Source organism: Actinomycetota bacterium (assembly GCA_035640355.1).
Classification (GTDB): domain Bacteria; phylum Actinomycetota; class UBA4738; order UBA4738; family HRBIN12; genus CALGFI01.
This window is the reverse complement of record DASQWI010000006.1, coordinates 1-13,927: the sequence shown is the minus strand read 5'-3', so window position 1 is coordinate 13,927 and position 13,927 is coordinate 1. Positions and strand designations below refer to the sequence as shown.

Sequence of the window (13,927 nt, the reverse complement as noted above, 5' to 3'; positions counted from 1 at the left end):
TCCACAAAAGGATTCGTTCCCGTCGCGCTTACGGCTCGTTGCGGCGCAGCAGCTCCAAGGCGCCGTCGCATTTGCGCAGGTCGCACCAGCGCATTGGTGGCTCAACTCGAAGCTAGGCGATCTCGGCCACGCGGAGGGGTCAGACTTGATCAGTAGACCGGTCGTCCTGCGTCGCAAGTCATTCTTGATCAAGGCTGACGCCGCAGCAACAGATCCAGCAGTCAACGCGCAGATTTCCGTGCCTACGTTGACTATCCCTCGGAATCCGCGGACAACGTTTCCATCTGCGCACGCTCGCGCGTCCGCCCGGATCTAGGCAGTGACCGCACGATTCCTCTCGAGAACCCGGTGGCGGTCGACGAGCGAATCCGGCGGCCCCGACGATTGGCGCGGGCATGTCGCCGGAATTCGAGGGCTGCGTCTTGCAGCAGCGGCTCGGTGCGAGAGCCGAGACCCTCGGTGGACTACACGTCAGCGGTCGCGGTCGCGTCTGAGCTCTCGGTAGCAGACGCGTCTCGCCGGCTGCCGGACGCCGCCGCGTCTTCGCCGGCGTCGGGCCGCACCACGTCGTCGGTGGCGGCCTCGGGCCCGAGCCCCGCGCCCGCCGGCGGGAGCCCGTCGGGGACGGAGTTGTTGCTCCACCCCGTATGGTTCCCGTCGTCGTCGTTCTTCGGAGGACGCTGCTCGTTCCACCCCTTTGCGATGCCGGGCGGATGCGTCGCGTCGTTTGCCGGTGGAGGAGTCGTGTCAACGGGCGGCGCTACCTCCTGCGACGGGGGGTTCGTGTCCGGCTGTGGCGTCTCGTCGGGCGGTGGCGTCTCATCCAGCGGTTTCCCAAGCTTCTGCGGCGGGGCATCGAGACCGTCGTCTCTGGGCGACATGTAGGCGGCCGATTGCGTGGCTCGATGGTCACCAGGCTCGGCAGTAGAGGCCTTAGCGACGGGCGCTCGTGTCGGTTCGGTCGTCGCGCCCGTCGAATCATGGGTTACCACCTCGACAGCCCGTTCGGGAACGCGCGCCGGTTTCGGGTCCTGGTGGACCCGGGGAGCACCCAACGTGAGCACCACGCTTACCGACGCCGTCGCAACGACAGCACCCGCCGTCGCAATCAACCCGGTGTGTTCCTGGACGGCGTGCGCGATGTGCGTCCCGGTGGCCACGATCTTCGCGGACAGGAGCGAGGCACTGACATGCTCAGGAGCGCTGACCGGCCCCGTCGTCGGGCTCGCGGGGAGAAATCCCCAGACCACGGCCCCACCGACGCCCTCGGCGACGAGGGCATGCAGGAGTCCCGCCATCACGGTCCCCGATACGCCTCGATCGATGCGGCCGAGTGCGCCAGCTGGCGTGTGGTCGCCCACGGCGATGACGACGGCGTCGGGTGCCAGCTCGCGGACGTGCTCGAGGGTCTCGCATAGGTTGGCCTCGACGACGATCGCGTCCGGGTCGTCCGCCGACAGGGCGACGATCAGTTCTTCTTCGGTGTCGGCAATCGCGACGACGTCGAAGCCACTAGTGCCGAGACGCGCCTCCATGTTGCCGACACGGCCCGCAGTGATCACGCGGAGCCGATCGTTCTCCGCTGCACCGGGCTGCGCGAACGATGGGGCGGAGCGTTCGACGATCGACATGGCCGCAGGCTCCTGATGAACGGCGAATGCTCATCCCTCTATGGAAGGCACTTCAGTAGCATCCCGCCGCATCAGCAGTCATGTCGCGCGATGGTTCTACAGCCCCCGTCGCGACCATCCGGAAGAACTGACCCGTTCGGGCCATCCGTCGCGTCCCCCCTATCCAGACGCCGGAACGAGGCAAAGGCGAGCGACGCTTCCCAGCTCCGGTCGCGTCAGATCATCAGGATTGTTGTGGGAACGGCACGAGGTCACGGCCTGGGCGAAGACGTGGCGCGCGGCGAAGCCTGACGCTACCCGTTCTCGTCCCGCTCGAACATCAGGCCGTGAAGCCAGTTGATCTTGCAATCTTCAGTGTGAGCGAACTCCTTTTGAGGCTCCTTCTTCTGGGGCAAACATCTGAGCTGCGGAAGTGGACCCAAGGGGATTCGAACCCCTGACCTCATGGCTGCCAGCCATGCGCTCTACCAGCTGAGCTATGGGCCCGTACGAACGGTCAGTGTAGCGAACGTTTTCGGCGTTCCCGCCCGTCGACCCTAGCCGGATGAGCTCGCGATCCCCTCGTCCTCCCAGGCCGAACGCGGCGCGTCGCCCCAAAGGCGCTCCAGGTCGTAGTACTCACGCTCCTGCTCGGTGAACACGTGGACCACGAGGTCGACGTAGTCGAGGAGCACCCACCGTCTCTCGGTCTCCCCCTCGCGTCGCGCGGGTTTGCGGCCGAGGTCGCGGAGGGCTTTCTCGATCTCCTCGACGATCGTTCGGACCTGTCGCTCCGTCGTGCCGGAGCAGATCACGAAGTAGTCCGTGATCACGATCAGCCCGTGCACGTCGAGGATCGTGATGTGCTCGGCCTGCTTCGCGGCCGCCGCGCGCGCCGCCGCGACCGCGGCCTCTCGGCTTTCCTCAGCGTCCGGCGGTCTACCCGGCACGCCGTCCTTCGGGGTCGTTCAACCTGTGAAGTCCTTCCCTGCGATCACGAGCCGGACGCGAGGCCTGATGACATCGACACGTTCAGGTTTCATGCCGGGCAAGTCTCGCACACGCTCGCCGAGCTCGATGTGTCTCGGTTGACCTCTCACGACCGAGCCCCCTGTCATAAGTACAACGCTGCCTTCTCGATGTAGCTCTTCACGCCCTCGGGGACGAGGTAGCGGATGGGGCGACCACCGTGAACGCGTTCTCGAAGGTCCGTCGAGCTGATCGCCAGGGCCGGGATGTTCATCAGGCTTACGTTCGGATGCCGCGTCGGCGTCAGCGCCTCGAACCGAGCGAGGTCGTACCCGGGTCGCGTCGCCGCGATGAAGTGCGCGAGCGAGAGGACCTCGTCGGTGTCCTTCCATTCGAAGATCTCGAGCATCGCGTCCGCGCCGGTGATGAAGTAGAGCTCCGCGTCCGGGTTGTCGGCCGCGAGCGCGCGAAGCGTCTCCACCGTGTAGGTGGGTCCCTCCCGATCGATCTCGATGCGCGACACTCGGAACCGCGGATTGCTCGCCGTCGCGATCACCGTCATCAGGTATCGATGCTCCGCCGGCGAGACGTCGCGCTCCTCCTTCATCCACGGCGTACCCGTCGGGACGAACACCACCTCATCGAGGGAGAACTGTCCGAGCGCCTCCTCCGCGGTGGTGAGGTGGCCGTAGTGGATGGGGTCGAAGGTTCCACCCATCACTCCGAGGCGCCGTCCCATTCAGGCAATCCTACGGCCCGTTCCGGCGCGCGCCGTCGAGGCACATCACCGTTCGCTGCGCATCCGCATGACCCATCGTTCGAGGTCGGGCATGTGCTCGGCGTAGTGCGACGGCCCACTCTCCTCGAACCACTCGCCGGCGTCCGGAGTGATCTCGTCAAGCGCGCCGAAGGCCTCGAGCATTCGCGTGCGCGAGGCGTGCCATTCCGACCGAACCGTGTCGACGTCGAGTTCCCGGTCGCGCTCGAACCACTCGGCGTTGAGTCGGTCGACGCCACCAGGCTCGTCCCAGGCGTGATGACCGCTCCTCTTTCCCGCCGAGATCTCGCGAAGGACGCCCGCGGCGACGTTCGACCACGCCGCGATGTGGGCCATCATGTCCTTCGCCGACCACCCCTCGACCGTGTAGCCGGGTCGAACCAGCTCGGCCGCCGACACGGACTCGACGACACCATCGATCCTGCCCCACGCCCCCGCCTCTTGCCGAAGCAGGTCTTCACGTCGTCCCATCGGCGATCTCCTCGTCCGGAAGGAACTCGAACGCCACGCTCCCGATCACGACCTCGTCGCCGCGGCGGGCGCCCGCAGCGACGAGCTGCCGCTCCACGCCTTCGCGCACGAGCCGTCGTTGTAGGCGCACGACCTTCGCCGGGTCGTCCATGTCCGTCTCCGCCACCCAGCGTTCGACCCCGCGGCCGACGACCCGGAACCGGTCACCTTCTCTCGTTACCACGAACCGCGGCCGTGCCGGCCTTAGGACCACGTACGGGCGACGTTGCTCCTCGGCGGCCTCCGCCTCGGCGGAGAGCCGCGACAGAAGATCCCGGAGGTCGTCCATCCCCTCGCCGGTGACGGCGGAAACCGCGATGGCTCCGTGACCGAGCGCTCCGTTCACGTCGACGTCTGGGGCGAGGTCACGCTTGGTCCCGACCACTACTGATGGCCGACGCGAGAGCGAAGTGTCGTACTCGTCGAGCTCCGCCCGCAGGGTCGACAGGTCCGCGGCCGGGTCGTCCGATGAGAGGTCGACCACGTAGACGAGCGCGCGGCATCGCGTGACGTGGCGAAGGAACCGGTGGCCGAGCCCGCGTCCCGCGCTGGCGCCCTCGATGAGACCGGGCACGTCCGCGACGACGAAACGTGCGTCGTCATCTTCGGCGACGCCGAGGTTCGGCGCCAGGGTGGTGAACGGGTACGCAGCGATCTTCGGGCGGGCCGCGGTGAGCGACGCGAGCAGCGTCGACTTGCCTGCGTTCGGGAGGCCGACCAGTCCGAGGTCGGCCACGATGCGCAACTCGACGCGAAGGCGCCTCTCCTCGCCGGGCTCCCCCGCTTCGGACGTGCGCGGCACCCGGTTCTTCGCCGAGACGAGCGAAGCGTTGCCTCGGCCTCCTCGGCCGCCCCGCGCGACCACCGCGCGTGCGCCCTCCCCGACCAGGTCGGCGAGCAGACCTTCCTCGTCCTCGACCCGCGTGCCGTCCGGAACGAGCACGACGAGATCCTCCCCGACGGCGCCGGTTCGCCGGCGCCGTCCTCCCGACTTGCCGCTTTCGGCGCGCTGGTGCGGGTGGTCGGCGAGCGACGACAGGTCGCGAATACCGGTCGACACCTGGAACACGACATTGCCGCCGTTGCCGCCGTCGCCACCGTCGGGACCCCCGCGTGGCTTGAACGGCTCGCTCAGCATCGCCGCGGACCCATCACCGCCTCGTCCGCCGCGAGCGAACACGGTCACCTCGTCGACGAAGGCCATACACGCGATTGTGGCCGAAACGGATGGGCCGGCGGCATCATGGGCGCGATGACCCCCTCAGTCACCGTTTGGATCGTCCCGCTGGGTCGCGGCGCGTCGATGGAGGGTGTCAAGGGTTCGCTGACGATCGGCGAAGGCGCGCTCGAGTTCACGCCCACGGACGATCCGCTCGGCGTGAAACGCTGGTCTCTTTCCGAGGTGACGCGAACGCGACGGCTCCGCGGGTCGCCGGTCCTCCTCGTCGAGCTCGGAGGCGGCGACGAACGAGTCGCGTTCTACTTCGTGCAGCCGCCCCCACTGCAGCCTCCGGAAGAGCCGCTCCGACCGTCGCTCGGCGGATTCGGGCGTCCGACCAAACGACGCGTTCGTCGGCGGAACGTGACCTATCTGGGGATGGCCAACCGAGACCTTCGCGAGCTGCTGCGGGAATGGGAAGGGCGTGTCCGCGCGGCGGTCGACGCCGCGAAGACCGCCTAGGCCTTCGCCTGGTCGATCGAGGCGTACCGGCGGCCGCGGGATTCGTGGTATCGCACGACGCCGGGCCGAGTCGCGAACAGCGTGTCGTCGCCGCCCCTGCCCACGCCGTCGCCGGCATGGATCTTGGTGCCCCTCTGGCGCACGATGATCGCGCCGGCCGTCACCTGCTGACCGCCGTACGACTTGACGCCGAGCCGCTTGGACTCGGAATCGCGTCCGTTGCGTGAGGAGCCGCCGCCCTTCTTGTGCGCCATGACGCGTTCGAGGGTACCAAAGGGTCAGAGACTAGGAAGCGTACCGACAGTCGGTTCGTCGTCCGACCTTGGTGCTAGTCAGTCCTCGGACTTCTCCGTGGACTTCGACGTGCCGCGCTTCGCCGGCAGCTTGACCTCGGAGATCTCGAGCAGCGTCATCAGCTGACGGTGACCCTGCCGACGCGAATACCCCGACTTGCTCTTGTACTTGAAGACGTTGACCTTGTCGCCCTTTTGCTCGCCGAGCAGCTTCGCCGTAACGACGGCCTTCTGGACGTCCTTGCCGACGTGGGTCGTTCCGTCGTCGTCGACGACGAGCAGCGGTTGGAACGTGACGGTGTCTCCGTCGGCGTGCAGGAGCTCGACCTCGATGACGTCGCCCGGCTTGACCTTCTGCTGCTTGCCGCCGGTCCTGATGACCGCGTACATCTAGCGTTCGCCTCCTCGGTGGATGATCAATCGACGTCGTACTTCAGGATCAGACCGCGCCCCTCGCACGTGGGGCAGGTCTCGGAGAACGACTCGAGAAGTCCACCAGACACGCGCTTCCGCGTCACCTCGAGCAGGCCGAGCGGGCTGATGTCGAAAACCTGGCTTCGCGACTTGTCCTGCGCGAGCGCCTCCTTCATCGCGCCGATGACCTTCTTCTTGTTCTGCTCGAGGAGCATGTCGATGAAGTCGATGACGATCATCCCGCCGATGTCGCGCAACCGGAGTTGCCGGGCGATCTCCCGCGCGGCTTCGACGTTCGTGTTGACGACCGTCTCCTCGAGATTCGTCTTGCCCACCGACTTTCCGGTATTCACGTCGATCACGGTGAGCGCCTCGGTTCGGTCGATGACGATGTAGCCGCCCGAAGGCAGCCACACCTTGCGGTCGAGCCCCTTCAGGATCTGCTCGACGATTCGGTACTCCTCGAACACGGGTAGCGAGCCCTGGTGGAGCCGCACCTTCGGCAACAGGTCCGGCGCGATCCCTGCCAGGTAACCGACGATCTGCTCGTACAGGCGCTTCGAGTCCGTCGCAAGCTCTCGGTACTCCTCATCGGTGAACAGGTCGCGCACCACGCGGAGCGTCAGCTCGGGCTCCTCGTACAGAACCGCGGGCGCCTTCGCTCGTTTCGCCGCTTTCTCGATCGACGCCCATTCGTTCAACAGGCGTTCGAGATCAGCCGTGAGCGCTTCCTCGGTCGCGCTGGCGGCGGCGGTCCGCACGATCAGGCCGTGCTGATCCGGCTTGATGCGCCGGTAGATGGCCTTGAGGCGGTTCCGTTCCGTGACGCCGAGGCGACGGCTTACGCCGGTGACGTCCGAGTTCGGCGCGAGGACCAGGTAGCGACCGGGGAGCGAGATCTGCGCGGTGAGTCGCGCGCCCTTCCCACCGATGGGGTCCTTGGTGACCTGGACCATGATCGACTGCCCGCTCTTCAGCGCGTGCTCGATCCGGCGCGGAGCGCCGTCGAGATCCTCGGGCGACCAGTTCACCTCGCCGGCGTACAGAACGGCGTTGCGACCGCGACCGACGTCGACGAAGGCTGCCTCCATGCCGGGCAGCACGTTCTGCACGCGGCCGAGGTACACGTTCCCGACCATCGAACGCGTTCCGGCGCGCGTGACGTAATGCTGGACCAAGTCGGGTCCCTCGAGCACCGCGATCTGGTCGCGATCGCCGTGCTCGGTGACCACCATGACCTTGTCGGTGACGGGCTTGATCGTGGGCGGGACGTCTCGGCGACGGCGAACCTGACGGCTCTGACGCTGGCGGCTGAGGCGAGTGGAGACCCTGCCATCCGACGATGCGTCCTCCTTCGTTTGGGTGACCCTACGCGCGGTGTCCTCGCGCTCCGCCTCGGCGGCGGCGGTCCTCGGCCCGCGCGAGCGCGTTCGCGATGTCGTCGCGGTCGCCCGAGTGCGGCGCGTCCTCGGCGTGCTCGTCCGCGTGGTCGCTTCGTCTCCGGTCTCGTCGGTGGCGACCCGAGGGACGTCATCGCCGTCGTCAGCCGACCCCTCGGAGCCGGTGAGGGCCGCTGCCTGCGAGCTTCGACGGCGTCCTCGGCCACCGCGACGCCGACGGCGGCGCGGTGCCGCTGCCCCGGCCGGCGACTCCTCTGCGACTCCGACGGTCTCGACCTCGAGATCGGCGCCTTCCGCCTCGTTGGCCACCACATCGACGGGTTCGGTGCCGTCGGCGGCATCCGAGTCCGCTTGGGCGACCGCCCGGCCCCGGCCGCGCCGTCCACGCCCGCCTCGGCGGCGCCTCCGTCGAACGCCCTCTGAAGTCACTTGGCCGTCGGCCGAAATCTCGATCGTCGCGTCGACGCGCTCGGTCTCGCCGGGCTGCGCGTCGAGATCGATCTCCGGCACTTCGTCTCCACCGCGCTCCTCGACCGTTGCCGGCTCCGCAGTCGTCTCGGTAGCCTCGTTCCCGGCAGCTGCTCGCGAACGGCTACTGCTGCTGCGCCCCCGTCCACCTCGTGAGCGTCGTCGACGCGGCGGCGTCGTCGTTTCAGCGCTGTCGGACGTCCCGTCCTTCGACGCCGCGGACGACGAGGTGTCCTGGTCCTCCTCACGCACCCCGATCTGTTCCGGGGTTGGTGCATCGGTCATGCCATCTCCCTTCGCGCAATGGAGGAGACGGGCGGCGTTTGTGCAGGAGTCGACCCGCGGGGGGATGGGGAGGTGCGACGGCACAACGTGCTACCGATTCCTTGTATGCGCCGGGGTTCGGCGACCGTCCGGCCGCCTCGCCCCTGCGGCGCTCTGTCGCGCACGCGAAAACCCCTGTCCTCTGCGGGCCGTCCGGCCGCCGCGCTCCGGGTCACCGGGCGCCGGCGTCGCCGGGCCTCGCCTCCTCGAACCTCGCCGGGCGTTCTCGCGGCCCGGATGGCCGCGCGCTCGGCGGGAAACCTGCTCACAGGATAGCAAGGGGGTGCCGAAGGACCGGGGAGGCTGCGGCGATCCGTCGACAAAGGCCCTAGGAAACCCGCGGCACTAGCTCTTCCCGGCTACAGGCTGTGGGGTCCGCGGCCGTCAGAACCGGACGGGTGCCTGATACACCAACCGGGCCAAGCACGCCACACTTCCCCGGGCCTAATGAAACCGGCCGTCCTTCCTCACGCCGAGCGGCAGCCACGGCCGATCCGAGTGCTCGTCGTCGACGACAACACGGGCTTTCGGGAGTCGGTCCTCTCGCTGCTCGACACCGACGGGTTGTCGGTAGTTGGCGAAGCCGACAACGGCATCCGCGCGCTCGAACTCGTGCCGGAGCTCCTGCCCGACGTCGTGCTGATGGACGTCCGGATGCCGTTCATGGACGGGATCGAGGCCACCCGGCGCCTCAAAGAGCGCTTCCCCGGCGTCGGCATCGTGGCGCTGTCGGGGCACGAGGACCAGCTCATCGTGCGCGAGATGCTCGTCGCCGGCGCATCGGGATATGTCCTCAAGGACTCCGACGGCGACGAGATCCTGAACGCCGTCCAGAGGGCCGCCGAGGGCGGCGCCGTCCTCAGCGCCGAGGTCACGCCGCGTGTGATCGAGGAGCTCACCGAGGCGCTCGATCGCGAGCGCCGCCGCGCGCGCGAACTCGAGGCCGCCCAGGAGGCGCTCGTCGAGCGCGCAGCACGACGGCACGACCTCGTCGCCCGACTCTCGCACGAGCTCAGAACTCCGGTGACGGTGATCCTCGGCGTGGGACAGACCCTCGCGAGCGGCAAGGTCCCCCTCGAGCTGCAGAACGACCTCCTCGAACGGCTCGTCTCCCGGGCGGAGGCGCTCTCACGCCTGTGCGAGCGGTTCGAGCTCACCGTCGACGCCGCGCTGACCGAACAGGTTGACGTTGCCGACGTCGCTCGTGAGGTTGCGAGCGGCCATCTTCGCGTGCAGGTCTCGGCCGAGGAAGGGCTCCCGAAAGCGCACCTGAACAAGACCGTGGCGGGGCGCGTACTCGTCGAGCTCGTCGACAACGCGATGCGGTTCTCACCGGAAGCGTCCACCGTCGAGATCGGGGTCACTCGGAACGGCGAGTGCATCGAGGTCCGCGTGTCCGATCATGGCGGCGGGATCTCTGATCACGAGTCGGAGCGGATCTTCGGTCCGCTGGAGCAGCTCGAGGAGCTCAACGTTCGCGTCCACCAGGGAGCCGGCATGGGTCTCGCGCTCGCGCGAACCGCGGCACGGGCGATGGACGGCGACGTGGTCCTCGAACGTTCGAGGCAAGACGGTTCGACATTCCTGTGGACGATCCCGCTGGAGCTCGACGACGCGATCGAGTAACGAGGCGCCGTCTACGTGAAGCGGCGCATGTGCACGTTGAGCAGCACGCCGACCGCCGCCGCGTTCACGAGGAGCGAGCTTCCTCCGTAGGACACGAACGGTAACGGGATGCCGGTGATCGGCATGATGCCGATCGCCATCCCGACGTTCACGAACATCTGCAGGGCGAGCATCGACGCCACGCCCGCCGCGAGATACGTGCCGAACGCGTCTTTGGCGACGAATGCGATTCGGAACGCGCGCCACAGCACCACGCCGAACAGACCGAGCAAACCCAGGGCGCCGACGAATCCGAACTCCTCGCCGATCGCCGTGAAGATGAAGTCGGTGTGCTGCTCGGGGACGAATCGCAGGTTCGTCTGCGTCCCCTGCAGGTACCCGAGGCCGAACACGCCGCCTGCGCCGATGGCGACCTCAGCCTGAAGACGGTTGTAGTCGGTTCGGTCCGGATCGTTCGCCGCGTCGAGGAACCCGGTGAGCCGCGCGATCTGGTACTCGCGAACGAGGCCGACCTGGAACCCGGCAAAGATCAGCACGATGGCCGTTAGCGCGAGGATGCCGAGATGTCGAGCACGCGCGCCCGCTACGACGAGGATCCCGACGAGGATCGCCGCGAACACGATCGACGTTCCGAGGTCCGGCTGTAGGAACACGAGCGCAGCCGGGAGCGCGGCGAGACCAGCCGCGCGGAACACGTCGGGGAGGGAGAGCTCGCTACGGATCTCCGAGACGAACGCGGCGAGCATCCCGATCAAGGCGAGCTTCGCGATCTCGGACGGCGCCAGCTGGAACCCGAGGAGCTCGAACCACCGCTGGGAGCCCTTCACCGACGTTCCGAACGGCGTTCGTACCAGGATCAGAAGCACGATGGACGTCGCGTAGATCAGGCCCGCGTACACACGCAGGAATCGGTAGTCGAAGCTCGCGATGGCCATGACGACGACCACCGCGAGGACCGCGAAGGTGATTTGACGCTTCACGAACCGACCGGGATCGAGGTCCACAGCGGAGAGCGCCTCATTCGTCGTCGAGTAGATGGCGAAAACGCCGATGATCACCAGCCCGATCACCGCGATGATGAGCACGGGGTCGATGTGCCGAACCGGACGGCGCTCGATTGGATAGGCCCTGCCCGCAACGAGATCCATCAGTCCGTCACCTCGACGCCGGTTGGATCGCTGAACTCGAGCCCGTACATCCCTTCGATGATGCGTCGAGCGATCGGCGCGGCGGTCGTCGAACCGTGCCCGCCTTGCTCGACGAGGACGACGACGACATGGCGTTCACCCAGCGCCTCGGTCATGGCCGCGAACCACGAGTAGTCCTGCTTGGGGTCCACCTCAGCGGTCCCGGTCTTGCCGGCCACCCAGACGCGATCGAACGGGAAGCCGGCGAATGCACCCCTCGCCGTTCCGTCCCTGACCGTTCCGGTCAGGGCGGCGCGAACGTACGCGACGTAGCCCGGGTCGAACGGCAGCCGATCCTTGCATGTGCGCCGGTACTCCCGGACGACGTTGCCTTGGGGATCGACGACGCGGTCGACCACGTGCGGTGTGCAGACCCTCTGGTCCTGGTGCATCAGCGCCGAGTACGCCTCTGCGAGCTGGATCGGCGTGACGAGCGTGTCTCCCTGCCCGATCGTCATGAGGATGAAGTCACCGGGGAACCACTCGCCCTCCGGGAACGACTCGGGATACGCAGCGTGGATGTTGCGTTTCCATTCGGCGGTTGGGACACGTCCGGACAGCTCGCCCGGAAGGTCGATGTGCGTCTCGCTCCCGAACCCGGCGCCGCGGAGGTCCCTTTGGAGTGGCTGTCTGGCCGGTACGTCATCGTTGCCCTGGATGTCGTCGATCGGCGGCGGGGGGTAATAGAGGCGCCAATACTCGTAGCCCATCGGGTAGAAGATCGTGTCGCACGACAGCGCGAGCGCTCGCGACAGGTTCATGAATCCGAGGTTCGCCGACGTCCAGTTGTTGAAGCTGTAGATAATCGCGTTGGGGTCGCTCTCGTCGAACGGCGTCACGTACTCGGGTGGACACTCGTACACGTCGGTCGTCGTCACGATCGGTTCGCGAGGGACCTCCCTGGTCCGCTGGAGCGCCGACAGCGCGACCCACGGCTTGTACACCGAGCCGGGCGGGTACTCGCCGGCGATCGCCCGGTTGAGAAGCGGGTAGCCCGTCGCGGCGCCGAACCGCGTGTCGAAGTCGAACTCGGCGTCGAACTGGACGAGCGATCGCGTGAACACCTTCGGGTTGAAGCTCGGGATCGAGACCATCGCCTCGATGCCGCCGGTGTCGGGATTCATCACGATGGCCGCGCCCGCGTTCGCCTTCAGGTTGACACCCGAGTCGGAATCGAAGATCCCACGTGCTCGGCGCATGCCGAGGATCAAGCTGCGTTCGGCGAGGACCTGCAGGTCGGCGTCGAGCGTCAGCACGACGTCGTTCCCGCGGACCGGAGGTTCGCCGCCGATGGGGCCCAGGTTCTCCCCGGAGGAGTTGACCCGGTACTTGGTGATCCCGTCGACGCCCGAAAGCTCCTGCTCGTACACGGCCTCGACGCCCGCGCGGCCGACGAGGTCGCCCGGCTCGTAGTCGGCGAAGGCCGGACTGTCGAGCTCCTCCGCGAAGATCTCGCTCAGGTATCCGAGGACGTGCGCGGCCGACTCGCCCAGCGGATACGTCCGAACCGCGAGGTCCACCACCTCGACACCGCGGAAGTCGCCGGGACGCTCGCGGATGTAGAAGACGAGCCGCTTGGGCACGTCCATGGCGACGGGGACCGGCGAGAACGAGAAGTAGTTGGGGTCCTCGAGACGCCGCTCGAGGTCCGCTACCGGTACGTCGAGCACCTGCGACAGCCGCGACAGGACGGTCTGGAGATCGTCTCCCGCCTTCTCGCGGTTCACGGTGACGACGCTCGAGAGGCGGTTACCGACGAGGACCTCCCCCGACGCGTCCTTGATCTGCCCGCGTACCGCCGGCCGTTCGACCAGACGAACGGCGTTTTCGTTCGCGAGGTGCTTGTAGTCGTCGGCGGCGAGCACCTGAAGGAACCACAGGCGCGTCGTGAGTGCGGCGAACATGGCGACGACGAGCGCGGCGAGCACCTTCAGCCGGAGACCGGCTCGACCCCCCTCGGTCACCTGCGCGTCACCACCGGAACACGCGCTGCGAGCGCGATCCCTCCACCGCACGGCGAAGGATCGGGAACGCGATCGGCGTCAGCAACGCGTTGTACAGACCGGACAACGCCGCCACGCGGAGCTGGTACAGCCACGACGTGTCCATCTGGCCGAGAAGGAACGTCACGACCCCGTAGAACAGAATGCCCGAGAACGTCCCGCCGGCGACCAGGAACACCGGCAACAGCGGCGACGGGCTGACGATGAACTGCCGCAACATGCCGATCGCGTAGCCGAGCAGGGTGAGCGTGAGGGCCGTGATCCCCTTCGGTTGGTTCAACAAGAAGTCCTGGGCCATACCGCCGACGAACCCGGCGATCGCCCCCGATGCCGGACCCTCGAGCGCGCCGAACGAGATCGCCAGCAGGTACATCAGCTCGGGCTTCGCACCGAGCAGCGTCGCGTTCGGGAACACCGTCGATTGCAACAGGAGCGCCGTGAGCACGACAACGGTGAGCAGGATCGCTCGGCGCACGGGACGTCAGGCTATCCGGTCCCACTCGACAGCACCACGAGCACGACGTGCAGGCTGGAGAAGTCGACGGCCGGACGGACGGTGATGGACTTCTCTAACGCGCCCTCATCGGAGAGAACGCGCGAGACCGTCCCGATCAGGATGTTCGGCGGGTACAGGCTGGGGCCGACACCGGGGATACGGAACCCC

Annotated in this window: 13 protein-coding genes and 1 tRNA gene; 2 read left to right on the top strand and 12 right to left on the bottom strand. The window is 67.5% G+C overall.

Translation table 11 applies throughout. The annotated features are described in order from the left end of the window. Positions 1-464 precede the first annotated feature (464 nt). The 6 genes from VFA08_02385 to obgE form a co-directional block, all read right to left on the bottom strand. On the bottom strand, positions 465-1,631 hold the full coding sequence (locus VFA08_02385; protein ID HYZ12436.1) for a hypothetical protein: 1,167 nt from the start codon (positions 1,629-1,631) through the stop codon (positions 465-467). A gap of 413 nt (positions 1,632-2,044) precedes the next feature. After that, positions 2,045-2,117: transfer RNA gene (locus VFA08_02380), tRNA-Ala, on the bottom strand. Between the two features lie 50 nt (positions 2,118-2,167). Continuing rightward, positions 2,168-2,560: a ribosome silencing factor gene (rsfS, locus tag VFA08_02375; GenBank protein HYZ12435.1), complete on the bottom strand. Its 393-nt coding sequence runs from the start codon at positions 2,558-2,560 to the stop codon at positions 2,168-2,170. Between the two features lie 164 nt (positions 2,561-2,724). Further along, positions 2,725-3,318 (bottom strand): nicotinate-nucleotide adenylyltransferase, encoded by a 594-nt coding sequence (nadD, locus tag VFA08_02370; protein ID HYZ12434.1) that lies wholly within the window; start codon positions 3,316-3,318, stop codon positions 2,725-2,727. A 45-nt stretch (positions 3,319-3,363) separates the two neighbouring features. After that, positions 3,364-3,828, bottom strand: coding sequence for a maleylpyruvate isomerase N-terminal domain-containing protein (locus tag VFA08_02365; protein HYZ12433.1), 465 nt, complete (start codon positions 3,826-3,828; stop codon positions 3,364-3,366). Further along, the gene (gene obgE, locus VFA08_02360) at positions 3,815-5,071 is read right to left on the bottom strand and encodes a GTPase ObgE (protein ID HYZ12432.1); all 1,257 of its coding nucleotides are present in this window, start codon (positions 5,069-5,071) and stop codon (positions 3,815-3,817) included. Before obgE ends, VFA08_02365 begins: the two co-directional genes overlap by 14 nt. A gap of 48 nt (positions 5,072-5,119) precedes the next feature. Here obgE and VFA08_02355 point away from each other — a divergent pair, with 48 nt between their 5' ends. After that, positions 5,120-5,548: a hypothetical protein gene (locus VFA08_02355; GenBank protein HYZ12431.1), complete on the top strand. Its 429-nt coding sequence runs from the start codon at positions 5,120-5,122 to the stop codon at positions 5,546-5,548. On the opposite strand, the gene rpmA is transcribed toward VFA08_02355, so the two are convergent. The 3 genes from rpmA to VFA08_02340 form a co-directional block, all read right to left on the bottom strand. Next, on the bottom strand, positions 5,545-5,802 hold the full coding sequence (rpmA, locus tag VFA08_02350) for a 50S ribosomal protein L27 (protein ID HYZ12430.1): 258 nt from the start codon (positions 5,800-5,802) through the stop codon (positions 5,545-5,547). The genes VFA08_02355 and rpmA overlap by 4 nt on opposite strands. Positions 5,803-5,880: 78 nt before the next feature. After that, positions 5,881-6,231: a 50S ribosomal protein L21 gene (gene rplU, locus VFA08_02345; GenBank protein HYZ12429.1), complete on the bottom strand. Its 351-nt coding sequence runs from the start codon at positions 6,229-6,231 to the stop codon at positions 5,881-5,883. Positions 6,232-6,257: 26 nt separating this feature from the next. Continuing rightward, complete coding sequence (locus tag VFA08_02340; protein ID HYZ12428.1) at positions 6,258-8,408, bottom strand: Rne/Rng family ribonuclease; 2,151 nt, start codon at positions 8,406-8,408, stop codon at positions 6,258-6,260. 486 nt (positions 8,409-8,894) lie between these two features. On the opposite strand from VFA08_02340, the gene VFA08_02335 reads away from it, so the two are divergent. Then, positions 8,895-10,073, top strand: coding sequence for a response regulator (locus tag VFA08_02335; protein HYZ12427.1), 1,179 nt, complete (start codon positions 8,895-8,897; stop codon positions 10,071-10,073). Between the two features lie 11 nt (positions 10,074-10,084). Here the strand turns inward: VFA08_02335 and rodA are convergent, their stop codons facing one another. The 3 genes from rodA to mreD are packed head-to-tail and all read right to left on the bottom strand — an operon-like array spanning position 10,085 to position 13,738. Further along, entirely contained in the window at positions 10,085-11,221 is a 1,137-nt protein-coding gene (gene rodA / locus VFA08_02330; GenBank protein HYZ12426.1) for a rod shape-determining protein RodA, read from the bottom strand. Beyond that, positions 11,221-13,224, bottom strand: a complete 2,004-nt coding sequence (mrdA, locus tag VFA08_02325; protein ID HYZ12425.1) for a penicillin-binding protein 2 — start codon at positions 13,222-13,224, stop codon at positions 11,221-11,223. Before mrdA ends, rodA begins: the two co-directional genes overlap by 1 nt. A gap of 7 nt (positions 13,225-13,231) precedes the next feature. Next, complete coding sequence (gene mreD, locus VFA08_02320) at positions 13,232-13,738, bottom strand: rod shape-determining protein MreD (protein HYZ12424.1); 507 nt, start codon at positions 13,736-13,738, stop codon at positions 13,232-13,234. Between the last annotated feature and the right edge of the window lie 189 nt (positions 13,739-13,927).

What these genes read in the sequence shown, in the direction of transcription:
- obgE (HYZ12432.1), bottom strand. Translation starts at nt 5,071, where the DNA reads ATGGCCTTCGTCGACGAGGTGACCGTGTTCGCTCGCGGCGGACGAGGC.
- rplU (HYZ12429.1), bottom strand. Translation starts at nt 6,231, where the DNA reads ATGTACGCGGTCATCAGGACCGGCGGCAAGCAGCAGAAGGTCAAGCCG.
- VFA08_02385 (HYZ12436.1), bottom strand. Translation starts at nt 1,631, where the DNA reads ATGTCGATCGTCGAACGCTCCGCCCCATCGTTCGCGCAGCCCGGTGCA.
- rpmA (HYZ12430.1), bottom strand. Translation starts at nt 5,802, where the DNA reads ATGGCGCACAAGAAGGGCGGCGGCTCCTCACGCAACGGACGCGATTCC.
- VFA08_02365 (HYZ12433.1), bottom strand. Translation starts at nt 3,828, where the DNA reads ATGGGACGACGTGAAGACCTGCTTCGGCAAGAGGCGGGGGCGTGGGGC.
- VFA08_02335 (HYZ12427.1), top strand. Translation starts at nt 8,895, where the DNA reads ATGAAACCGGCCGTCCTTCCTCACGCCGAGCGGCAGCCACGGCCGATC.
- nadD (HYZ12434.1), bottom strand. Translation starts at nt 3,318, where the DNA reads ATGGGACGGCGCCTCGGAGTGATGGGTGGAACCTTCGACCCCATCCAC.
- VFA08_02355 (HYZ12431.1), top strand. Translation starts at nt 5,120, where the DNA reads ATGACCCCCTCAGTCACCGTTTGGATCGTCCCGCTGGGTCGCGGCGCG.
- rodA (HYZ12426.1), bottom strand. Translation starts at nt 11,221, where the DNA reads ATGGATCTCGTTGCGGGCAGGGCCTATCCAATCGAGCGCCGTCCGGTT.
- VFA08_02340 (HYZ12428.1), bottom strand. Translation starts at nt 8,408, where the DNA reads ATGACCGATGCACCAACCCCGGAACAGATCGGGGTGCGTGAGGAGGAC.